Source organism: Microcoleus sp. B4-C2 (assembly GCF_036705265.1).
Lineage (GTDB): Bacteria > Cyanobacteriota > Cyanobacteriia > Cyanobacteriales > Microcoleaceae > Microcoleus.
In genome coordinates this window covers 21,515-42,980 of record NZ_JAUBUB010000044.1, presented here as the reverse complement: position 1 = coordinate 42,980, position 21,466 = coordinate 21,515, and the positions used below count along the sequence as shown (strand labels likewise).

At 44.9% G+C, this 21,466-nt stretch carries 19 protein-coding genes; 8 read left to right on the top strand and 11 right to left on the bottom strand.

Annotation, left to right across the window (positions count from 1 at the left end; all coding sequences use genetic code 11):
* Positions 1-269: 269 nt before the first annotated feature.
* The gene (locus QUB20_RS14725; protein ID WP_333246444.1) at positions 270-704 is read right to left on the bottom strand and encodes an alpha amylase C-terminal domain-containing protein; all 435 of its coding nucleotides are present in this window, start codon (positions 702-704) and stop codon (positions 270-272) included.
* Positions 705-761: 57 nt separating this feature from the next.
* Entirely contained in the window at positions 762-962 is a 201-nt protein-coding gene (locus QUB20_RS14720; RefSeq protein WP_333246446.1) for a hypothetical protein, read from the bottom strand.
* Between the two features lie 819 nt (positions 963-1,781).
* Here QUB20_RS14720 and QUB20_RS14715 point away from each other — a divergent pair.
* A complete protein-coding gene (locus tag QUB20_RS14715; RefSeq protein WP_333145102.1) occupies positions 1,782-2,030 on the top strand; it encodes a hypothetical protein in 249 nt (82 codons plus the stop codon).
* A gap of 281 nt (positions 2,031-2,311) precedes the next feature.
* On the opposite strand, the gene QUB20_RS14710 is transcribed toward QUB20_RS14715, so the two are convergent.
* Together QUB20_RS14710 and QUB20_RS14705 are read right to left on the bottom strand one after the other, a co-directional pair.
* A complete protein-coding gene (locus tag QUB20_RS14710) occupies positions 2,312-3,157 on the bottom strand; it encodes a cyanophycinase (protein WP_333240652.1) in 846 nt (281 codons plus the stop codon).
* Between the two features lie 344 nt (positions 3,158-3,501).
* Positions 3,502-3,699: a hypothetical protein gene (locus tag QUB20_RS14705; protein ID WP_333057913.1), complete on the bottom strand. Its 198-nt coding sequence runs from the start codon at positions 3,697-3,699 to the stop codon at positions 3,502-3,504.
* A gap of 394 nt (positions 3,700-4,093) precedes the next feature.
* On the opposite strand from QUB20_RS14705, the gene QUB20_RS14700 reads away from it, so the two are divergent.
* From QUB20_RS14700 to coaBC, 5 genes are all read left to right on the top strand, one after another.
* Positions 4,094-6,004: an ATP-binding protein gene (locus tag QUB20_RS14700; RefSeq protein WP_333246448.1), complete on the top strand. Its 1,911-nt coding sequence runs from the start codon at positions 4,094-4,096 to the stop codon at positions 6,002-6,004.
* Positions 6,005-6,481: 477 nt separating this feature from the next.
* Positions 6,482-8,569 carry a CHASE domain-containing protein gene (locus QUB20_RS14695; protein WP_333246450.1) on the top strand — a complete coding sequence of 696 codons (2,088 nt, stop codon included), beginning with the start codon at positions 6,482-6,484 and terminating at the stop codon, positions 8,567-8,569.
* A gap of 592 nt (positions 8,570-9,161) precedes the next feature.
* Positions 9,162-9,785 carry an alpha/beta hydrolase gene (locus tag QUB20_RS14690; protein ID WP_333240665.1) on the top strand — a complete coding sequence of 208 codons (624 nt, stop codon included), beginning with the start codon at positions 9,162-9,164 and terminating at the stop codon, positions 9,783-9,785.
* Positions 9,786-9,830: 45 nt separating this feature from the next.
* A complete protein-coding gene (gene isiD, locus QUB20_RS14685; RefSeq protein WP_006632739.1) occupies positions 9,831-10,043 on the top strand; it encodes a protein IsiD in 213 nt (70 codons plus the stop codon).
* 255 nt (positions 10,044-10,298) lie between these two features.
* On the top strand, positions 10,299-11,498 hold the full coding sequence (coaBC, locus tag QUB20_RS14680) for a bifunctional phosphopantothenoylcysteine decarboxylase/phosphopantothenate--cysteine ligase CoaBC (RefSeq protein WP_333246452.1): 1,200 nt from the start codon (positions 10,299-10,301) through the stop codon (positions 11,496-11,498).
* Positions 11,499-11,514: 16 nt separating this feature from the next.
* Here the strand turns inward: coaBC and QUB20_RS14675 are convergent, their stop codons facing one another.
* Positions 11,515-11,910, bottom strand: coding sequence for a transcriptional regulator (locus QUB20_RS14675; RefSeq protein ID WP_333246455.1), 396 nt, complete (start codon positions 11,908-11,910; stop codon positions 11,515-11,517).
* Positions 11,882-12,226, bottom strand: a complete 345-nt coding sequence (locus QUB20_RS14670; protein WP_333246457.1) for a type II toxin-antitoxin system RelE/ParE family toxin — start codon at positions 12,224-12,226, stop codon at positions 11,882-11,884. The genes QUB20_RS14675 and QUB20_RS14670 overlap by 29 nt, the downstream gene beginning before the upstream one ends.
* A 154-nt stretch (positions 12,227-12,380) precedes the next feature.
* Here QUB20_RS14670 and QUB20_RS14665 point away from each other — a divergent pair, with 154 nt between their 5' ends.
* Positions 12,381-12,854, top strand: coding sequence for a hypothetical protein (locus QUB20_RS14665; protein ID WP_333057919.1), 474 nt, complete (start codon positions 12,381-12,383; stop codon positions 12,852-12,854).
* A 101-nt stretch (positions 12,855-12,955) separates the two neighbouring features.
* On the opposite strand, the gene QUB20_RS14660 is transcribed toward QUB20_RS14665, so the two are convergent.
* From QUB20_RS14660 to QUB20_RS14640, 5 genes are all read right to left on the bottom strand, one after another.
* Positions 12,956-14,638, bottom strand: coding sequence for a DUF262 domain-containing HNH endonuclease family protein (locus QUB20_RS14660; protein ID WP_333246459.1), 1,683 nt, complete (start codon positions 14,636-14,638; stop codon positions 12,956-12,958).
* Between the two features lie 159 nt (positions 14,639-14,797).
* Positions 14,798-15,868 (bottom strand): aromatic ring-hydroxylating dioxygenase subunit alpha, encoded by a 1,071-nt coding sequence (locus QUB20_RS14655; RefSeq protein ID WP_333246460.1) that lies wholly within the window; start codon positions 15,866-15,868, stop codon positions 14,798-14,800.
* Entirely contained in the window at positions 15,868-16,554 is a 687-nt protein-coding gene (locus QUB20_RS14650) for a class I SAM-dependent methyltransferase (protein ID WP_333246462.1), read from the bottom strand. The genes QUB20_RS14655 and QUB20_RS14650 overlap by 1 nt, the downstream gene beginning before the upstream one ends.
* A 303-nt stretch (positions 16,555-16,857) precedes the next feature.
* Positions 16,858-18,858 (bottom strand): FAD-dependent oxidoreductase, encoded by a 2,001-nt coding sequence (locus tag QUB20_RS14645; RefSeq protein WP_445299404.1) that lies wholly within the window; start codon positions 18,856-18,858, stop codon positions 16,858-16,860.
* Between the two features lie 398 nt (positions 18,859-19,256).
* Complete coding sequence (locus QUB20_RS14640) at positions 19,257-19,511, bottom strand: hypothetical protein (protein WP_333246465.1); 255 nt, start codon at positions 19,509-19,511, stop codon at positions 19,257-19,259.
* Positions 19,512-19,894: 383 nt separating this feature from the next.
* Between QUB20_RS14640 and QUB20_RS14635 the strand changes: the two genes are divergently transcribed.
* The gene (locus tag QUB20_RS14635; RefSeq protein ID WP_333291435.1) at positions 19,895-21,361 is read left to right on the top strand and encodes a CHAT domain-containing protein; all 1,467 of its coding nucleotides are present in this window, start codon (positions 19,895-19,897) and stop codon (positions 21,359-21,361) included.
* Positions 21,362-21,466 lie beyond the last annotated feature (105 nt).

The following is a 21,466-nucleotide window of genomic DNA, read 5'->3' as shown; positions in this document are numbered from 1 at the left end:
GTCCTCCGACAAATTTGTGTTAATTGACGTGTTAATTGACGTATTAATTCGCGATTGGCACGTCACCCTGTAATTGTTATTCTCAATACCAGGAATTACGATCGCACTCTTGGATGCAGAAACCGAGTTTTTTTACAAAAAAGTATCGTTACAGCCATCCACCTAGGTAGAAAAACCCAGTTTGTTGAGTTGGGTGCGCCCATCCTAAATATAATTTACAGTTGTACAACTTCGCATATCATCTGCCTGCAGACATAATTCTCCGGCTCTCAAACAAATACTTGCGCTGACCATTCCGGCAAATCAAACTTAAACCCTTCTTCTCCAACTTCTACTATTTTGTTGTACATCCACTCGTACCAAGTTCCCGCAGCCGGAAGCTTAGGAATACAGTTACCAGATAGATAAGTCTCCGAAAAATTAGCGACAACTACTGCTCGCGTTCCCTCATCGCTCCAGCGGTAATAAGCCAGCACTTTGGCTTCGGGATTTTCGTGGATAAATTCAATATTGTCGGTATAAAGTGCCGACAAATGTTGCCGCAGCCGAATCACCTGTTTGTAGTATTCCAAAAACTCATGATTGGGCGGATTTTTCAACAAATACCATTGCAGTTTATGCGGCTGGTTGGGAGTTTGCCGAGAGGATTGTCCAAACTCTTCGCCCATCCACAGCATCGGTATTCCTACTGCTGTGACTAACAAAACCGGGCGTTGCTGATTTATGGTATGAAAGGCTAAATATCCAAGTCATAGAAACCATTATCTACAAAGCTTCGGGATTTTCAACTTATTTTTTTTCCTACCCTGATTAAGCAACGCCCTGAATTTTAGTGCGGAAATAACGTTTGTCATCTTTTTATCTTTTTTTAAGGGAATTTCTGCCCATTGGGAAAAGGAGCCGAGCAGTGTAGCTGCTTTGTTGTTGGAAGCAAAGAGTTTGAATTCAATTGCAGCGGCCATGAATAGCTTGTTTGGAGAACTTAAGCTGTTCGACATTTAAAGGACGATTGTAGGGTGCGGAGCGTACATAAGCGTTTCCCTTGTAACTGTAAGTGTTCGCGAATGACGCACCTTACCTGGTTCGTTAGTCGTTTAAATGCTCCACAGCTTATAAGTGTGATTAGTATTGATTTTTACAATTTGGCAGATTGGTCGCCATCGTTGTTAAGAGTTAACCCTGTAACTCTTATGTTGTAACCTGTACAGTGGGCAGCCGGAGGATTTAGTAGTAGACACTACGCACCAGCACGCGGAGGCCAGATTTAAATCAAAAATGTAGTTAAAGTAACTAAAAATTATTAAGCGCTGTTTATGAAAAGTAATTTAACTTTTGATAACTAGATAAATCGTGGTGAATATTTAAAATTTGTAACTAAAGAAACATTTTTTGCCCTACAGGAATAATACCGTAGAAAGATGTAATTTTATGCGGAAACAGCGAGGATGAGCGTGTAATTGTAAGGCAAGGGAAACCCGAACCATGAATCCTTTATTCAACTCGGTTTTCCCGCGACTTTAAGCCAAGTTTGAGCCGAGAATAGCAATGATTATTTTTGCTTATGTCTTGGTATCACTTGTTTTATAGTTTTTGACTGGCAAACTTTGTAGAACCTTTCATCAGCTTTAACGACTGCTGCTACCTCAGTAATTGGTAATTGATGAAAATCTCATTCGTCCCTATTACCCGTTAGATATTCCGAGCAGTGGCTCTAAGGCTCTAAAAGTTTAATGTGGGATGTTGGCGAATTACCGTTACTGTAAAACTCTGGAGTGTTAAAAATGCTAAAACAAATGTGTTGGTTGCCCAGATTGGGACGCAATGGAGAAAAGATATTGCACTTACGCACCGATGCCCGTCAAGGGTGGCGGCCTTATACAGCTTTTCCGCAGTTCGCTGTATCCGACTACCGGGAACCGGGCGGTTCTAAGGGATGGGCAACATATCAGAAGCTGAGAACTCAAGGGTGGAATTTAATATCGACCGCAGAAGGGCAGCAGTCGATTTTTGGCGAACAGAAAAGTGCTTAAAAAACCCGAAACCGCAGCAATAAAAGAAGAGGTAAAATCCTCTTCTTTTTATTATTTTTGGGGTGCTGCTGAATTCAAGTATGATTTTGCCTGATGAAGTAATTCTAAGTCAGCGGTGGGGCAACCACGGGGGGATTGCCCCTACAAATTTCATACCCCAATTAAGCAACGCCATTTTTGGATACAGAAACTGGGTTTTTAACCATCCTACTTGGTAGAAGGGGTAAGGTGTGCAGTGCTCACCTTACATAATTTTGAGATGTTTGCCAGTTGCAAGTAAATTAGGCGATCGCCCTTTCTCTCTCTCCTGTAATTGCTACGTTATGGAGCACCGGCTGGTGAGTTTTCAAGTTAAACCGGTATCCGTGGGGGAGGATGTGCAACTTGGCCCCGCAAATCGCCAAAGCCTCATCCTTCAACAGTCCCTCCAGATTGTCGTGGAGTTGTTCAGACGAGTCGATGACAGTTACAGAGTTTTCGCCAATGACTTCCAACTCGTCACCGTGGACTAAAATAGCTGTATTTTCGTCAATACCAAATCCCAACACGGCAGGTTGCAGCAAGAGTGCGGAAACTAAGCGTCCCAGACGACCTCGCTGGGCGAAATGTTGGTCGATGACAACTCCTGGAAGGAAACCCATTCCCGGCCCCATTGCTACCACATCAACGCGGGGATTTGTCTCCGAGTCTCCTTCAATAATCATCACGTCTGGCATCATCGCCGCGCCGGCACTGGTGCCACCAATGATAATACCTTCAGAGAAGCGTTTGTGCATAGCTGCGTCGAGTATGGTGTCTTTCAAGCAGCTAATAATCCGCGCTTGCTCTCCGCCGGTAAAGAATATGCCGGTGGCTTGTTCGATCGCTTCTAAATAATCTGGATTGTTGGCATCTTCCGGTTTCTGGGTGTCAACAACTCGCACATCTTCAGCGCCAAGTCGCTCAAACACTCGGATGTAATTATCTCCTACTTCTCCCGGCAGGCTAGTGGCAGCAGTCATGATCACAATGTGGGCTTTAGTGCCTCCGGCGCACCGCAAGAATTCCCGCAGAATTTTGCAGTCCCCCTCTTTGTCTTCCGCGCCACCGATAATTAGCAACTTCCCCTGAACTTCGTTGCTCGCCATATTATCTCTACTTTTAATTTATTTAATTTCACTAAAACACAAACTTATTTTTTCCGAAAACTGCCAAAAGGTATATATAGATACAAAAAAAGCTCAGACTTTTACCACTTTAGAACGCACACAGCAAGGGTGATATGGAAGTTTACTCATCTTCGACGATCGACAAAACAAACTTACCCCCCCTAACAGGAGATAGGAGGGGTCAAGAAATGAGCTTAAACTACAGGGCCCACGCGCGCGCGGTGATCGATCCGGTTTCTGATCCGATGCTTCGCTAATCCTCCTCTGATTGCTCGTAGAAATCCGGTTGATGAGCGTAAGTCCTTAATTAGTCCGATCGCTCGTTAGTGGGATCGATCGATCAAATTGCTCAATATGGTACTCGCCCGTTCTAAAGGTAGGTGTCTGGGTTTGCCGTTCCAGACAATCTGATATTCGTTGCTGTTTTGACCATCGCCGTAGCCAGAAATTAGCTTCCGGTGAAATGCTTCCTCAGCTAAGTGGTGAACTTTTTCTCTGAGAGCAGTTTGTGCGATCTTCATAATTTGCTGCCTCTTAAATTTTCTTTCACTGTCATAAACAATTATAAGTACACAGTGTACCTCTCAAAAGTTATAGCTTTTTTTGGGAGGGGGGAAAGAAGTAGTCATTAGTCATAAGTGCTTAGTCATAAGTGCTTAGTTATCAATGCTTAGTTATCAATGCTTAGTCATCTATACTTAGTCAGATGTTAAAGGAAGAAGGAATACTTTCCTACTCTCACCCACTCCCCCTCTCCCCATCCCCCCATCTCTCCCACTCCCCCTATCGGGCAATACTGAAGGCAGAATTGGTCGGAGTATTTGTCTGACTGCTGGAATATCTATGCCCCCAGGTAGTATCCCCTGCACCAACTATAAAGTTACCGTAAAAAATTAGCTCAAAGGAGGTTAGAAAATGCTGCAAGAAAAAAGCACAGAAACAGCGCGCGTCAATGCTCGAAAAACCGATATTTTCGATGTGTTCAACTTCAAACACTATATCGGGCCCAACCCTTATTTAGACACCGCGGCTTTAGTTTTTGATTTAGCGGTGACGGGGGGGAGCGAACCTTTGCCGATCGCACATTACCATACAATTATTAGCGATCGCTACCCGCAACTGCTGCACGAAACTTTCTCGAACCATGCCCAACTGTTCGGTCGTACCGCCTCAGAAGTAGCAAAACTCGACATGGGTTTGCACTTCCAACACTGGAACATCAAGCCATTTTCTTACTTTAACAGAATCAGCATAGAAGCACTTCACGCCCGCACCGCCAGAGCCGTAGTTTACGCAGTTTGGGATTGGTTTGAAGCCATTAATCAAAATCAAGACTTTCCCTTAGAAGCACAAATGGGCGCGCTGCAAAATATGTTCCGGCAGTCAGTTTACGGAGGGCCGACAGTTTATTCGTTAATGCGATCGGCATCCCAAAAAGGCATTCCCGCATTTTATTTGTGGGATGAAGGACTAATGCAATATGGGTACGGTAAAAAACTGGTTCGTGGCTCTGCAACTACTTTTGATTCTGACAGCCATTTAGACTCAGATTTTACCACGCGCAAAGACGATTGTAAAGCTTTTCTCGCTACATTAGGATTTCCTGTTCCCCAAGGCGATATCGTCTCCACAGAAAACGGAGCTCTGGCAGTTGCTAGAGAAATTGGCTACCCAGTTGCTATCAAACCAGTAGTCGGTCATAAAGGAATTGGCGTCACAGCAGATGTCCGAGATGGTGAGGAATTGCAGGCAGCTTTTAAAAGAGCAGTTAAGGCAATTCCCGAAACAGATCCGGTGCGAGTAATTGTGGAAAACAGCATCAAAGGATCGGATTTTAGGCTGCTGTGCGTTGACGGCAAATTTGTTTCGGCAACTGAACGCCGGCCCGCTTCGGTAACAGGTGATGGCGACTCAACAATTCGCGAATTGATCCGCCGTGAAAACCGCAAACCAGAACGTTTGGATACGCCTACTTCGGCGATGAGCAAAATTCAGTCCGACGAAGCGATGGAAATGTATCTGGAAGAACAAGGGCTGTCATTAGATAGTGTACTAAGTCGCGATCGCACTGTGTCTCTACGCAAAGTCGCTAATCTTTCCGCAGGCGGCGTCAGCATCGATGCTACCCGCAATATTCACCCGGATAACATTGTTTTAGCTCAAGATATCGCCCTACATTTTCGGTTAACTTGTTTGGGAATTGATGTGGTAACAGAAACTCTCGCCAAATCTTGGAAAACCGGGAATTTTGGGATTATCGAGATCAATGCCGCGCCGGGAATTTTTATGCACCTTAACCCTGCTGTCGGCGAAGGAGTTGATGTACCTTCCCATATTATCGAAACTTTCTTTGAATCGGGAAAATCAGCCAGAATTCCGATTATTACTTTCAACAGAATTTCGGTACATGACCTACAAGAAACCATCGACCATATTCTGTTGCAGCATCCCGATTGGACAATCGGTGCTGTTTGTCGCGGTGGACTTTTTGTTAACCGTTCTGAAAAAGTTTTGAATAAGAATTACCATCTGAACTTGCAAAGTTTGCTGCGGAATCCCAAGCTCGATTTGTTAATTGCTGAATATCCCGAAGATATTTTGGAAGCTGAGGGAATGTTTTATCGGGGCAGCAATATGGTGGTGCTGGACAATCCGGGGGAAACTGAGATGATGTTGGTCAGAGAAAGCACTGATGACGATACTGTTGTGATGAGGGAAGGAAATAGTATTTCTATTCGCCGCCAAGGATTGATCGAACAGTATACTCTGGGGGATGATGAACCGTTTACACGGGTTTATTTGAAGGAAATAGGGACTGTTTTGTAAGCGGTTCCACCTTTAAGTTGGCTTTGTGGGGCGGGTATTGAGTACCCGCCCCACCAGATCGAGGCTTTTTCTTGTTCCCCGGTTCTTCCGGGGCAGGAACTTGGGAGCGCCGAGATGGGAACTGACTTCGTTACACTTAGTTACAATTGGTTTTAATTCCTCAGTAAGCTGTTCTCCATTTAAATTGTGTGTCAAAAATCACTCAAATTATTGTGGGATGGGCACGCGAGCCCGTCCCGAATATGCAATTTAAACGCGCAACAGCTTAGTGGATGCACTATTCGGAAGAAACCGGGTTTCTTCCCAACTTTCTCGTTACACATTAATATTTTCGTAGAAATTGGGTTTCTCAAGGTAAGTTCTATTTCTGCGATCGTAAGTTTTTAGACAATCTTGTTTGTCGGCTGTCGATCGTGCTATCAAGGACTTTTACAAGTCTTTAAAAAATAGCACTCCGGTGGCAGAAGGTGTGGAAATATGAATTTTGCGAGCAATTGGTTTAATTCGCTGACCGAAAGTTTACAGTCGCACCGTCGCTACATTCCAGCAGCGCTGACTCTTTGCACAGGTACGAGTTTGTCCTTGGCAGCCGCAGCCGTTGTGTGGCATTCGGAAAACCAACGAATGCAAGCTGAATTTCATCAGCAAGCCGATCGCCTGAATGTGACTTTGCAGCAAAGCATCAACAAAAATTTAGAAGTTCTGTACTCACTGGAAGCATTCTACAGGGCGTCTACTGAAGTTAGCCGACAAGATTTTAAGCAATTCGCTCAACCTGCCCTTGCCCGAAATACTGCTATACATTCTGTTAACTGGATTCGGCGCGTGCCTGCTGCCCAAAAAGCAGCTTACGAACGGACAATTCGAGCCGAAGGTTTTCCGGCATTTCAAATTTACGAACGAACTCCTGACAAAAAGCAGGTCAAAGCAAAAGTGCGATCGGAATACTTTCCTATTATTTACAGAGAAGCATTAGAAGAAGATAACAAAGTGATCGGTTTTGATGTTGCCTCCAGCCCCGATCGCAAAACAGCTTTAGAGAAGTCGGCGAATACCGGGAAAATAGCGGCTTCCGGGCGGATTAGATTAGTCAGCAACAATCAACCAGGATTGCAAGTATTTCTACCAGTACCCCGCCCCACAAATTCTCCAGATAATTCGGTCAACGGCCGCCAAAACCTCATGGGAGTGATTGCGGGTCTGTTTCAGATCACGAGTATGGTCGATTCCTCTTTAGAATCGCTAAATTTAGACAAGATTAATTTTTACCTCTATGACAACTCTGCTATAGAGAAAGAACGCTTTCTGGTGCGCTACGACTCACAAGCTAAGCAGTTGATAGATAACCCAAAACACGAAAAGCCAGAGTTAGCTAATCTGCGGGGAAAAATCTGTAAAAATCCTAGTGCTTGCACTCGCCTATTTAACGTAGCAGACCGCCAGTGGAGGCTGCTAGTTTTGCCTGGAAAGGGGTACAACAGTCTGAGGACGCATCAGGGTTCGCTGGCCATTGGGGCGATCGGGCTATTGATGACTGGCAGCTTGACGATTTACCTGTTGATGTCTCTAGAACGTACTGCAAAAGTAGAACAGCAAGTGTACGATCGTACAATTCAACTAAAACAGCGCACCGCTGAACTAGAAACGGCACTAAAAAATTTGCAGGAAGCTCAATTTAAACTAATCCAAACTGAAAAAATGTCCAGCCTGGGGCAGTTGGTGGCTGGAGTTGCCCACGAAATTAACAATCCTGTCAACTTCATCTCTGGCAACCTAATCCATACAGGCGCATATACTAGAGACTTGCTGGAACTTGTGGAAATATACCAGCAGCAATATCCCAACCCAACGCCCGAAGTGCAAGCGAAACTAAAAGATATTGATTTGGAGTTTATCAGTGAAGACTTGCCTAAAATCCTAAAATCTATGAATATGGGAGCTGAACGGATCAGCCAGATCGTGCTTTCTCTGCGTAATTTTTCGCGCTTGGATGAAGCTGAAAAGAAGTCGGTTAACATTCACCAAGGCATTGACAGCACCTTGATGATTTTGGATAGTCGGCTGAAACCCCAACCTGGTTTTCCGGGCATTAAACTTATCAAAGAATACGGAAATTTGCCATTGGTGGAGTGCTGGGCGGGACAATTGAATCAGGTATTTATGAATATTTTGAGCAATGCTATTGATGTTTTATCTGATGCAGAAAATCAAAAAAAGCTCGAAAACAACGCCTCGAATTCTGCCTTTTTACCTACTATTCGGATTCGCACTGAACTTTTAAGTTCTAATTGTGTATGCGTGCTAATTGCTGACAATGGGACGGGCATGACGGAGAATGTAAAAAAACGTTTGTTTGATCCGTTTTTTACTACCAAGCCTGTAGGCCAAGGTACTGGCTTGGGATTGTCTATCTGCTATCAAATAGTGGACAAACATCAAGGTTCGCTCAGGTGCGTGTCGGCTCCGGGGGAAGGAACTGAATTCTGGATTGAGGTGCCGGTGCGACAACAGTCTAAGCAATCTATTTCTAAGGTTTTACCTGCAGTAGGTGTCAATCGATTTTAGATTTTAGATTTTAGATTTTAGATTGACTTGCGCGAGATAGATTCGGGGGGGCAAGTTTCATCGGATACAGGTTTTTTATTTCTTCATTAATTAATCTGGGGGCTTGTATCCTGGATGCTTTCGGTCAATTGGAATTAGCGGAACAAATCTCGCTTCTAGCGGAGTCTTGCTGGGAGCATCTCAATGAAAGCAGCCCAGCTATAAATTGGAGACAGGAAGCAGGAGGGGGCAGGGGGCAGGAGGCAGAAGGCAGGAGGGGGCAGGGGGCAGAAGGCAGGATGCAGGAGGAAAGAGGCAGAAGGCAGGAGCCAGAAGGAAGGAGCCAGAAGAAGTGTTTTTACAAATATGAGATGCTCCCTAATTCCTGTTTATAAAACGTAAAATCTCCGCATTTTACTTGGGAAAGTTTCGGATTTAGCACTCTACTTTCAACGGTTAACTGTCAACTGTTAATTGTCAACTGTCAACTGTTATAGTTATTAGCAAACCTGTGCTAAGTTCAGTGGAATATTGCCGAAAAAAATATCTGGGGTTTTACCCGTCGTAACAATTTATAATTGTAGCCAGGCCAGATTACCAATTATTAACTACGATGTCTTTACAATCTATTAGCATACCGCCCACAACGGATCGCAAACCTGTCGCTTTGATGGTCGCTTTACATGGATGGGGTGCTAATGCTCGGGATTTGACTTCCTTAGCACCCTTTTTCAATTTGCCGGATTATCAGTTTGTGTTTCCCTATGCCCCCTTTCCCCATCCCCAGGTAACGAGTGGCAAAGCGTGGTATAACCTTCAAACCAAAGACGCTCAGGGATTGGTAGAAAGCCGGCAATTGCTGAGGGAATTTTTGCTGTCTTTGGAAAGCACCACGGGCGTGCCTTTGTCTCGCACGATTTTAGGCGGTTTTTCTCAAGGCGGAGCGATGACTCTAGATGTGGGATTGACTTTGCCCCTAGCTGGTTTAATTTGTCTGAGCGGTTATTTACACCAGATTTCGCCAGTTGCGGGGAGTGTTTTGCCACCTGTTTTAATCGTACACGGTACTCAAGATACTATTGTGCCTGTTAGTGCTGCTGTGCGATCGCGCGAGAGTTTGACGGCTTGGGGAGCTCCGGTGCAGTATCGAGAATTTAACATGGGACACGAGATTCTGCCGGAAGTTATAGAGGTAATGCGAAGTTTTGTTGTAGAAACTGTGTCGAAATCTGATTAAAGGTTTAGTATATAGTATGGCGGAAGTCTCGGGCAGGGGAAAAAAATGAAAACTTTAACCAAAGCATCGCGCGATATAGCTGTACTTACTTCTCAGGACGTGGCAGAATTGGCTGTCCGTTTGGAAGTTGACGATTATACAGATCCTTTTGAGGGATTGAATGATTGGCATTTGTTGCGATCGCTTGCCTTTCAGCGGCCGGAGCTAGTTGAACCTTATCTCCACCTTCTGGATATGGAAGCCTACGACGAAGCATAGACTGAAAAATCTAGCTCAAAAATTTCGACGGAATTGAGGAAGAAGTTAGCAGCATATTTTGTTGCAGATTAAACAGATGAATGAGGGATTTTAGTCTGTTTTTATCTTAATTTCTTTCTTGATTCTTTTTTATGGAAAAATGACACCAGTTTCAAAAAAGAATGTGAATGTAGGCCAGCTCTCAACCCTGGTATTCATCAGTCATTCCCAATTTAAAATCTAAAATCTAAAATCTAAAATCTAAAATGGTATGACATGAAAGGCAGACGAATTTTAATCGGCGTTAGTGGCGGGATTGCGACTTATAAAGTTTGCGAAGTAGTTTCAACTTTAGCGAAAGCTGGAGCGGAAGTTAAAGCTATTCTTACTGATGCGGCAGGGGAGTTTGTAACGCCTTTGACTTTTGCTACTCTGTGCCGCCATCCTGCTTTTACTGACAAAGATTTTTGGCAACCAAGTCACGGGCGCCCCCTGCATATTCAACTGGGAGAATGGGCGGAAGTTTTTGTGATTGCTCCCCTGACGGCTAATACTTTGGCTAAGTTGGCGGGGGGTTTTGCTGATAATTTGCTGACTAATACTGTCTTAGCTTCTACTTGCCCAATTTTGCTGGCACCGGCGATGAATACGGATATGTGGGAACAGCCGGCGGTGCAGCGGAATTGGCGGGAAGTGTTGAGTTATCGGCGCTATCATGCTGCGAATCCGGGGGCGGGTATGCTGGCGTGCGATCGCGCGGGTGTCGGCCGCATGGCAGAACCTGGTGAGATTTTGCCTCATATTGAGTCGCTGTTGTATGCGAAGGGCGATCGAGATTTAGCGGGCCTTCGGGTGTTGATTAGTGCGGGAGGAACGCGGGAACACCTCGATCCGGTGCGGTTTATCGGCAATCCTTCCAGCGGCAAAATGGGTATAGCTTTGGCGCAAGCTGCACAGCACCGGGGCGCGACAGTGACGCTGGTACACAGTATAACTGGCGAATTGCCGCTGTCAGGTGTGCGGGCGATCGCAGTTGCGAGTGCAGAAGAAATGCGGCAGGCGATGCTGCAATGCTTTCACGATGCGGATTTGACGGTGATGGCGGCGGCGGTAGCGGATGTGAGGCCGGCTGAGTACAGTAGTGAGAAATTGCCGAAGCGATCGCTCCCGAATTGTTTGCCTTTGGCACCGGTAGCGGATATTGTGGCAGAGTTGGGAAAATTGAAACAGCCACACCAAAAATTAATCGGGTTTGCAGCACAAACTGGGGATATTGTCAAGCCTGCCTTGGAGAAATTGCGATCGAAGAAACTGGATGTAATTGCCGCCAACCCGATCGATCAAATAGGTGCAGGTTTCGGCAGCAATACCAATCAAGCAATATTAATTAATGCCGCCGGCAAGCAAGTAGAAATAGCACCTTGCAGCAAGCTAGAAATGGCTCACCGATTGTTAGATTTTGTGATGAACGGGTGAGGGCGCGATTTACTCATTAACTGGGATTAATTACTACTGGTTCGGGCGATAATTCTGATTCCCCAAAATCCGTTGATTCCGAGTCAGCCGATAACTCAGTATCTGCGACAGTAATTTCTAGTTTAAATCCTAATGCTTCGAGCAATTCTACCAAACTATAAATTTCCGAACCTGCACTTTCGGTCAACATCTTGTCAAGCTTTTCCCATTGAAGTTGAGCTGACTCTGATAAATTGTTGAACTTTAGCCGAGAATCTACAACGTCTTTGAGTACCATTTGGAGCAATTTAGGTTCATCGCTGGCTTCTGTCAATGTCACCTCGATATAACCTGCTGCTTCTTCGGCATTTCTCAGAGATTCGATCAGAAATTCTTGGTAACTCCTACTCGTTGGTGCTTTCACGTCTTTCATAGTCTCTCCAATATTGAATAGCTTTGCCAATATCTCGCTCTTGAGTGCTCTTATCTCCACCTATTAGCAGAAGTACAATTGTCAGCCCGACTTGTCCAAAGTAAAGCCGATATCCAGGCCCAAAGTCAATTTTGAGTTCAAAAACTCCTTCTCCGACGGACTTACAATCTCCTAGATTACCAGTCATGACTCGCTTAAGCCTTAACCGAATCCTATTTTTGCCTGTGGTATCCCGGAGCGAGTTATACCAATCTTCAAAAGGATTTGTCCCATCTGCTCTCAGGTAGTTGCGAATTTCCCTGGGTTGTCCTTCCATGATTTTATCCTATTTGCTCAACAATTTGTATAATAGGGCGATCGACAGTGCATTAAGTGGGCAAATAAATCATACTTAAGACAGAGGTATTCGATAGACAAAATAGTAAACCTTGTTTGAGGGAACAAACTTTAAATCAAACAGGGGATTGTGAATGAATTTTAAATCGATCGCAAAAACCAATCTACTATTCGGCAGCCTGATAATTAGCCTCGGATTGCAAGCACTTCCAGCAGCAGCGCAATCAGTCACCGACGCGCAAGTTTCCGCCCTCGTAGAAGCGCTGCGACAAGCCGCCCCACCACAAGCCGCAAATGACGGAATGTACAGTCAGTGGCAAGTTTTACCGAACAATATTTCCCGCTGGGCAAAATTCTGTACCAAACAAGATTTAACACCGCAACAATTTGAGGCCGACGCGACAAAAGCCAAATCAATTGTTACCTGTATCGTGGGCGATTTGCTGCGCGACGAATACAAAGCTAGCAGCAACAATGAAACAGCCGCTGTACGCCGCGCCGCTTGCTGGTGGATGACTGGCGAATCCGCAGCTTGTAAAAGTGGCGCCACTGCTACTTATGCCGATAAAGTTGTCAGCGTTTACCAGCAGCAGCGGGCTAAAAAGTAAAGTTTGTGCTGGCGGAATTTATATTTTTTTACCGCAGATGGACGCAGATGGTTTTGTGCTGATGGACAGATAAGAGCGATTTGATATCAAATTCAATTATCCTATAAGCGCCAAAGATTCTTGAGAACATTAATCAGCTCTTTCTGTCGTCGAGCGATTACTTCTGGCGTCCATTCCTGTTCCCGCAGCACTTGGGTAGTAAGCACACAGGGTGAAACGCCCGTTTTAGTAGTGAAATACTTCTGCTTTTTCACATCAAAATCATAATTTTTTGCCTGAGTGTTTTTCGCACCAGATAGTAAAACTAAGTTGCCAAGACGATGTACATATTGATCGCGCTCTTCCTGACTAGGAAACCACTTCATCCACTCACTATTAGCCCCTGGATTTTGGGGAAGTACGTGCTCGACAGTAATTTTGGAGAAGTTGTAAGATGCTTCACCTTCTGACAGAGCAGCATCTAAGCGCAGCAAAACATAAAGACGAATTTTTTGGATTAGGTAAAGGTCACTATCGAGGACTCTAAGGATATTGTTTGACTCTTCAGGAGTAAACTGGAGCGGTGAATTGGAATTGAATAAATCTTCCTCTTGTTCAATAGCAGTAAGCAATCTGCTGTAACGTTCAATCCGTTTATTAATATTGGCGCGGACAATCATTAAACCTGCGGCTAGGCGGTCTAAATCTATAAAAAAACGCACCAAATTATCGGGGTTATTACGGTTACGCGATAGGTAGAAAATGGCAGGCGGTATCCAGTCAACATTCTCAATTTTGTTTAACCATTTAAATAGTTGATTAATTTCCTCGGCACGCCGCTCGCTTTCATAGGTTGAGTTGTGAATTTCCGAAAAAGCCTTAGCATAAGGAGCTAAAATTTCATCAATGAATTGCTGAGACCCTGCCGCAGGATTGATGTTTTCCTGAAACTCTTTAAGGATACTCTTGCTAAGTTTTTTCTTTTCTTTAATCATCCGAATATGAGAAAACAAGTCTTTGAATAACTCGCGTCCCAGCTCCTCCTCGGTATCTTCCCACTTTTTAGTATATTTTTCTTGTTGGCTTTCGGGTATTTTTCCGATAATGTCCGCTTTCAAGATATCAGTTATGGAGAGATCCAATCCCCTGTTGTTCAACACAGAAAATATCCGATAAGCAGAGTCAAAGTCAGGCGTAGAAACCACTACCAAGAAGCACTGGGTAATGATGAACTGGGCAAGACGTATACGGTGGGATTCAGCGATAGTCTGCAAACGTTGCAAGAATAAATGTGCATTTTCTTTAATAAGCTTCTGACTATCCATCAGCTCAGCAATGTTAAAATTTTGGAGCTTGTTAATACCTCCTTCATTTTGAATATATGTCTTGAAAAATTCTGCATCTCGCTCGCGCAAAGTCAGACGGTAACGATTAGAGATATTCGCGATTAAGCTGCCTCTTTGGTATAGATAAGTGGTCAAGTCATTGGCGTGTTGTGTTGGCAATGATGCTCGGAGAGCAGCTAGTAGTATGGTGAGAGTTGTTAGACGTTGCTGACCATCTACAATTTCAGCGGCTGGCTGCTCCGATTTGATCAAAACAATGCTGCCTAGAAAGTAGGGGTTGAGTTCATCAATCGTCTCGTTACCATCTCCCAAGAATGTTAACAGGTCTTCGAGCAGTTCCCCAGCTTGCTCATTTGTCCAAGCATAGGGACGCTGGTAGAGGGGAATGGTAAACATAAAGTCATCGCTAAAGATTTTCCTAATGGGGTGTTCCTCACCCTTGATGCTGACACGGTTCATGCTTGGTTCCTGTGTTAGGTGTGGTTGGTAATTGCTTCCCGAAAGTCAATTTTCCCTGTTGCTAGAATACCATGCTCAAGCTTGGAAAGGCGAACTCTCATCTTAGCCTGTGCAGGCTGGTTTCATTCGTCCCGCTGTAGGCTTCAATCTGCGGCTGAATTACCCATTTTCCCCCTGACTTCTCATCAACTTCTGCACGCTGGCTAAAGCCCGATTTAATTCATAACTTTTTCTTTCTGAATTCTGCAAAAAAGCCTGCTGTTCTTCTTCAATCATTAACACATCCTGCCGCACCAAACCATCTAATAACTTTTGAGCCGCGCCGAAGCAACTATCTTTGATAAACTTGCGAAACCAAACAGGCAATTTGTGCAGCCGCCAAAACGCATTTAATGAGGTAAAATGAATTAAATAAGCGCGAGTTGCTGTTTCGCTCACCGGACAAACCAAGCAGTAAATCTTAAAGTCGCTCCCCAAAGTGGAAACCCAGTGCGGGTAAACATAACTCACCTCCAGCGGTTCCGGGTGCAGTCGGCGCAAAGATTTAAAAAACAACTGAGAAATTGACCAAATTTTATCTATTTTGTAATAACTTTGGGCCTGATAGCGAGCAGTTACTTGATGCTCCTTTTCTTCTAAAGTATCTAACACCGGATTTGCCCAAGCTTGCCAATCATCGTGCAAGTGCCCGTGGTACATATCCATCAAGTTTTCAATTAAAAATGAATAGTGTGCCTGACAGTCGATGACTGAAACAGTGGCAATATAATTGAGATGTTCCCACTCTGGCAAATCCAGTAAATCTATTTGATCGGCTTGGGTTTCGTCGCCGGGAAACAGCCAGATAAAACCGTTTTTTTCCTGGACAGGATAGGAGCGAATTTTGCAGTTAGGTAGCTTTTGATTTTCTGCTAAATAATCGACTTCGGCGCATTCTCCCCTTGCATTTAACCGCCATCCGTGGTAAGCGCATTCGATTAAATCGCCTTTAACTTGACCGTGGCTGAGTTTAACTTGTCGGTGCGGACATCTATCTTCTAAAGCGTTGATTTTGCCTGCACTGTCGCGGAAAAGTACGATCGCCCGATTCCAGATTTTCGCAGCTAGCGGCCCAGTTTGCACCTCGCTGCTGCGGGCGATCGCATACCAGCGATCGAGATTAATGCCCAACTGGCGGATGTGAGTTTTTTCCCCTTTTCCAGCTACCGATTTTATCGCGTTGTTTTGCATTACAAATATTCCCAAATTACGCCCATAAAACAACCCAATTTTACAAAATAACAGCCCGGAAAGCAACGACCGTAAATTTTTCTAAATCTCTGTTCTGACAAATACCTATCGCTAGCTAAATGCTTCAACCACCCTGGCGACAATCTAAATTTTAATAGTCTTAAAGCATTGCGAAATCCGTAGGTGGAACAGTCGGGATTAAAATCTCTCGCTGCACCTAATATGTAGCCTATTGTAGCAGGTGTCTCGACTTCCGATATATTATCTATAAAGACGATTTTTCCGTGCGGATTTAACAATTGTTTAATTGCATGGAGGGCGGCTGGGAGGTTGGGCAGGTGGTGAAAAGTAGCAGCACTAACTATTAAATCAAATTGGCGATCGAGCGCTAATTGACTGGCATCCATTTGGATATATTCGATATTGGGGGCTGAGCGTTTTTGACGGGCTATATCTAGCATTTTTGCTGACAAATCGACGGCGACCACATTATCGTAATACTGGGCTAATTCAAAAGCAAGAATTCCCGAACCGCAGCCAATATCTAATACTGAACCTTTGCTGACAGATAGGTTGTTAGTAAAAAAATCGTTCTGGTTTTGCAAGGTGGCAGCGAAATCGTATTCTGTTGCAAAAGCATCAAACGTTACAGATTTATTGCGAATTTTGCAGTTATTATTCAGCATCTATTATTGCTTTATACTAATTCAATATTTTAACCGCATATCCACCCCGCTTAACGCAGAGATTTTTTTTGTTCGCAAGCTCTGCCTTTTCTCCTCCGGGAAACCATACCCACAAACCGTAACTAATCTTAAAAAAAGAATGCAACTGTAGGAAACCTCTAAACCCTTATTGGATCAGTCATTCCCATTTCTTCAAATCTAAAATCTAAAATCTAAAATCTAAAATGGTAGGGCTGGGGGCGGGTTTCACCGAGGATACCAGCCGATGATTGACGATTTATAAAGCCCGCCCCACTGCAAACCTTAGATTTTTAACACGCCTTCGGGATTCACCGTCAAGAGCGATCGCCTCTGCAAACCCTCCTGGTATAAAATAGCATTAGCTGCCAACAAACCGCTGCTAACCGCCCTTTCCATTAAACCGCATGGAAACGGCATTTTCACCCAATCTCCCGCAAACAACAGATTAGGTACAGCGCAGCAAGTCTCCGGGCGTTCCGCATAACTACCGGGCGGATATCCAGAGAAATTCTTTTGATTTACTAATTCCCGGTGCAGCAGGTTCGCTGCTTTTAATTCCGGTACAATTTCGTACAATTCTTGCTCAAAAGTAGCCAGCAAAACTTCCTGGTTGGGAAATTCCTTCTCCTTGTAACAATAAGCGTGCAGTTCCACGACACTACCGCCAGTTTTCTGATTCCACTCGATGAACTGATCCTGAATTCGGTGGTAAAGCGTGATGCTGTCAGTCAGTTTGTAGCCGGAAAGCGAACTGAAATTGCTGTGTTCCCAGGGAAATTCGCGATCGAACCAAAAACGGCCCACCGCAAACGGATCGGCTATTTTCAAACTCTCTATCCGACTCTGCACCTGCGGATTCACCTCACCGCTAGCCAAACTAAACAAATGCTGCATCCCCGGAACATCGGCCGCCAAAACATAGTAATCAGCCTTCAATGTTTCTCCCAAATTTTGCGGCTGCGATTGCTTAACCGCTGCTACTAACTGTATTTCATCTGCTTTTTCATCGACTACCTTAAATCGAAGCAAATCCCGCTGAGCAGGCCCGCTCACAACTCGCCCTTCGGCATCAAAAACTGCCCCGTGACAAGGACAGTGAAATTGACCGTCGTTCTGTTTCTGAACAGTGCAGCCTTGGTGAGTGCAGCTCAGAGAAATTGCCTCTTTTCCCGACGGTGCGGCGGCAAATACGCTGTCCCCAGCGCCGAAATATTCGGTAGAGTTGCTGTCAGTTAACAGCGCGTTTCGCTTCACCCAAAAAGGTATTTTACTTTGCACGTCTCCCGACTGGTAACTCAGAGAATCAATCTTGCCGTTTTCCCAGCGAATTTCACTGACTGCGACATCTGTCAATACTTTGCCGCCTTTGCTTTCAATGGCTTTGGCAATAGGCTGCACCAAACTCGTGCCCATATCTTGCCGCGTACCGTTGAATGCCAAACCCTCTGGATTTCCGAAAAAGTAAAAGTGGAAAAATTGCATTAATTCTCCCGCGCTCAATTCGTCTGGAGCGTTGAGGCTGGACTTGGCAAAAGGCAGAAAATACAAGTCATAAAGTCCGCGCGGAAATTCACCTTTTACCCAGTCGGCAACTGATATATTGTCGAGGCGATCGAAACTTTTTTGAGTTTGAAAACCGCCGATTTCCCGAAATACTTGCCAGTGAGCGGGTTTTGTAAGATTGATTCCCCACTTGAGCCGATTGGGAGAAGATATCCCCAAGTCAACTATATTCCAGGGAAAAGCTGAATGGTTGGGACGGAAAACTTCGGGTTTGTATTTGCCGTCTCTAAACAGAACGGCGTAGGATTCTAAAGATATAAAGTTATCGGTAATTTCTAGTTCTTCAACCACACTTTTGAGGTTGTAGTATTGCGGAAAAAAACCGTGGAAACCGTGTTCCATCATAAAAGTTTCGTTCCCGACTTGTATCGGCCAACTAGCAATTTTGCCGCCGAGTTGGGGCGATTTGTCCAGCAGCGTCACGGCGAAACCCCGCTGACTGAGCTCGTAAGCACAGGCGAGCCCTGCTAAGCCTGCGCCTACAACTGCAACGGTTTTGCGGTTATTCAGCATTCGCGGCAAGTCAAGAGAATCTTGCACAAAAACGGCGGGCTCTGGCTTGGAAAACCGAGAGTAGCCCAGCAGCCCGCCTGCGGCACCGACTCCGAGGAATTTGAGGGCGGTTCTTCGAGAAACTGGTTGGGATAGCGGTGAATTGGTTGATTGACTCATCAGCGGTACGCGGTAACGGGCTTTAAACACAAATACGCCATAAGGCATATATCATAGACCGAAATCAGGATATGTGAAGAAATACTAAGACACATCCCCCAATCGGATCGCGATCCTCTTCGAGGGCTGCGCTAACGCACTTGATATGGTTCGATCGCACACAATGTATAGCAGAAGCAAGAAGGCTTTAGTTATTTAGGAGAAAAGAAGAAAAAAGCGATCGCCCGCCTAGCGTAAAATTCTCTAAATAATTAAGTGTTTTTATTTATCTTGCTCAACTATTAGCAACCGCCGCCAATGATGTTAAAAAACTATGAGGTTTTCCGGCAAAATCTTATGCGAAAAGCAGTCTTGGCGAATTGTACGAAATAACCTGGCAGATATCCGAGGCAAAACAATTAACCAGCCGAGCTTTAACTAAGTTTGGGCGAAAAAACCTAACTATTTTAAAATAAGTAAATACAGAGAATATATCTACTGAGGTAACTCAATATATCGGCGATCGATGCAGGGTATTCCTCACTTAATACCAAGACAAAACTCGATTCAACCTGAGAAGTGCGGATGTGCCGCAAAAAGTCAAAGACGCCCGTATAGCTAATGCCGGTTAAACTCACATCTTGCACCATTCTTAAGAACGGGCAAGATGCCCGTTCCACAAAAGATGAATTTTTTGTGGAACAGGCATCTTGCCTGTTCATAAAAGGATTATTGAAAATGGTGCAACATCTCAGTTTTTTGCGTAAGTCCTGTTTATGCAAAACCCCTGCATAATTTACAAACTTTTACATAAATCGCGAATTTCTTGGCGTGGGGCCTCTGTTGCTGCTGGTATCCACACCCTACGGTAGATATTTGGGGTTGGTCTTGAATGCTATAATCGGCCGGCGATCGCCAGCACAGTCAATCGATTTTAGATTTTAGATTTTAGATTTTAGATTAAAGAATTGAATGAAGCATTGACCCCACGGATAAATTCGGGGGGGAAGTTTCTCGGATACAGGTTTTTTATTTCTGGACGGATGAATCCGGGGGCTTGTATCCTGGATGCTTTCAGTCAAAATTTCCACCCACATTCAAACTTTTGCCAACTGCTGCCGCCAACGGCGCCCTTAACCGCCCCAAAATCATGCACTACCAATCCCAGCAGCAACGCCAAAAACACACGACTCAGAAAAAAATTAAAAAAGCTATTTTTTACTGCTTGATAGCAATATTTTTCTGCTGGAGCACGGCGAACCTCGCTACAATTGCCCAAAACGCAGACCAGGGAGGGCTTAACGGGCAAGAAATGAGAAATTTGCTCGATCGGGGAAACCTCACCGAAGCCGTAACCATAATCGAAGAAAGCTGGGAAGAAGAGTATCAAAACTACTTTGAACAAGACTTTGAAACCCGTGCGAAAACGGCCGAAGCAATATCAAAAAGTCTCTCCCGTCTAGCAGTTCAAACCAAGAAAAAACCCGCTTTAATTTATGCTATTCCACGCACCGATCAACTAGAATTAATATTAATATTGCCCGATCGCCCGCCCATTCTCCGCAGTGTCCCCGAAGCCAAACAAGAGAAACTGCTCTCAGTAGTCCAAGAATTCCGCAGCGAAATCACCAACCCGGTAAAACTCAACACTACCACCTATTTAGAACCAGCCCAACAACTCTACAAATGGATAGTTGCACCCCTAGAAAAAGATTTGCAAACAGCAAAAATTGAAACATTGCTGTTCTGCGTCGGCGCAGGTTTGCGAACCGTACCCTTAGCAGCAATGCACGACGGAAAGCAATTTCTGATCCAAAAATACAGCCTCGCCCGCATCCCCGCCTTCAAACTCACAGACAGCAATTACACCGACCTCAGAAACGTGCAAGTCCTAGCAATGGGAGCATCAGATTTCGCAGAAACGGCGAACAAAGAACCGCTGCCAGCAGTTCCATTAGAACTAGGCGCGATCGCCCGACAGTGGCCCGGTCAATCCTTTCTCAACCAAGACTTCACCATAGTAAACTTGCAATCCCAGCGACTGCAACAAAAATACGGAATCATCCACCTTGCCACCCACGCCGAATTCCGCCCAGGAACCCCAAATAACTCCTACATTCAATTTTGGGACACCCAACTCGGTCTCGATCAAATGAGAGATTTAAAATGGAACAATCCGCCCCTCGAACTATTAGTATTAAGCGCCTGTAGAACCGCCTTGGGAGACAAAGAAGCAGAACTAGGATTTGCAGGTTTAGCGCTGCAATCGGGAGCAAAATCAGCCCTCGCCAGCTTGTGGTACGTCAGCGATGCGGGGACTCTCGCCTTGATGACAGAGTTTTACCAGCAGTTAAAAATCCGCAGGCCAAACGACCCTCCAATCATTAAAGCTGAAGCAATGCGGCAAGCACAAATCGCTGCGATCGAAGGCAAAGTGACGATCGAAGGCGGTCAACTGCGAAGTTCCCGAGGCGACATTCCCTTGCCCCCGTCCATCCCCAAACTCGACAGCAAAGATTTATCCCATCCGTATTATTGGGCAGCATTCAGCATAATCGGCAGTCCTTGGTAAGTGGGCCTCTTGACCGACAGTGGTGATAGGCTATAAAACATAAGTAATTTAATATCTGTAGCTGTCGCTCAACAAACCACCACCAACCTGTGACGAATCAAGCGG

Bases quoted from the DNA above. Each gene is read 5' to 3' on its own strand.
- QUB20_RS14650 (WP_333246462.1), bottom strand. From the start codon at position 16,554: ATGCTGAATAATAACTGCAAAATTCGCAATAAATCTGTAACGTTTGAT.
- QUB20_RS14670 (WP_333246457.1), bottom strand. From the start codon at position 12,226: ATGGAAGGACAACCCAGGGAAATTCGCAACTACCTGAGAGCAGATGGG.
- QUB20_RS14715 (WP_333145102.1), top strand. From the start codon at position 1,782: ATGCTAAAACAAATGTGTTGGTTGCCCAGATTGGGACGCAATGGAGAA.
- QUB20_RS14705 (WP_333057913.1), bottom strand. From the start codon at position 3,699: ATGAAGATCGCACAAACTGCTCTCAGAGAAAAAGTTCACCACTTAGCT.
- QUB20_RS14675 (WP_333246455.1), bottom strand. From the start codon at position 11,910: ATGAAAGACGTGAAAGCACCAACGAGTAGGAGTTACCAAGAATTTCTG.
- QUB20_RS14645 (WP_445299404.1), bottom strand. From the start codon at position 18,858: ATGCCTTATGGCGTATTTGTGTTTAAAGCCCGTTACCGCGTACCGCTG.
- QUB20_RS14665 (WP_333057919.1), top strand. From the start codon at position 12,381: ATGAATTTTAAATCGATCGCAAAAACCAATCTACTATTCGGCAGCCTG.
- QUB20_RS14720 (WP_333246446.1), bottom strand. From the start codon at position 962: ATGGCCGCTGCAATTGAATTCAAACTCTTTGCTTCCAACAACAAAGCA.
- isiD (WP_006632739.1), top strand. From the start codon at position 9,831: ATGAAAACTTTAACCAAAGCATCGCGCGATATAGCTGTACTTACTTCT.
- QUB20_RS14700 (WP_333246448.1), top strand. From the start codon at position 4,094: ATGCTGCAAGAAAAAAGCACAGAAACAGCGCGCGTCAATGCTCGAAAA.
- QUB20_RS14660 (WP_333246459.1), bottom strand. From the start codon at position 14,638: ATGAACCGTGTCAGCATCAAGGGTGAGGAACACCCCATTAGGAAAATC.
- QUB20_RS14655 (WP_333246460.1), bottom strand. From the start codon at position 15,868: ATGCAAAACAACGCGATAAAATCGGTAGCTGGAAAAGGGGAAAAAACT.
- QUB20_RS14710 (WP_333240652.1), bottom strand. From the start codon at position 3,157: ATGGCGAGCAACGAAGTTCAGGGGAAGTTGCTAATTATCGGTGGCGCG.
- QUB20_RS14695 (WP_333246450.1), top strand. From the start codon at position 6,482: ATGAATTTTGCGAGCAATTGGTTTAATTCGCTGACCGAAAGTTTACAG.
- coaBC (WP_333246452.1), top strand. From the start codon at position 10,299: ATGAAAGGCAGACGAATTTTAATCGGCGTTAGTGGCGGGATTGCGACT.
- QUB20_RS14640 (WP_333246465.1), bottom strand. From the start codon at position 19,511: ATGAACAGGCAAGATGCCTGTTCCACAAAAAATTCATCTTTTGTGGAA.
- QUB20_RS14690 (WP_333240665.1), top strand. From the start codon at position 9,162: ATGTCTTTACAATCTATTAGCATACCGCCCACAACGGATCGCAAACCT.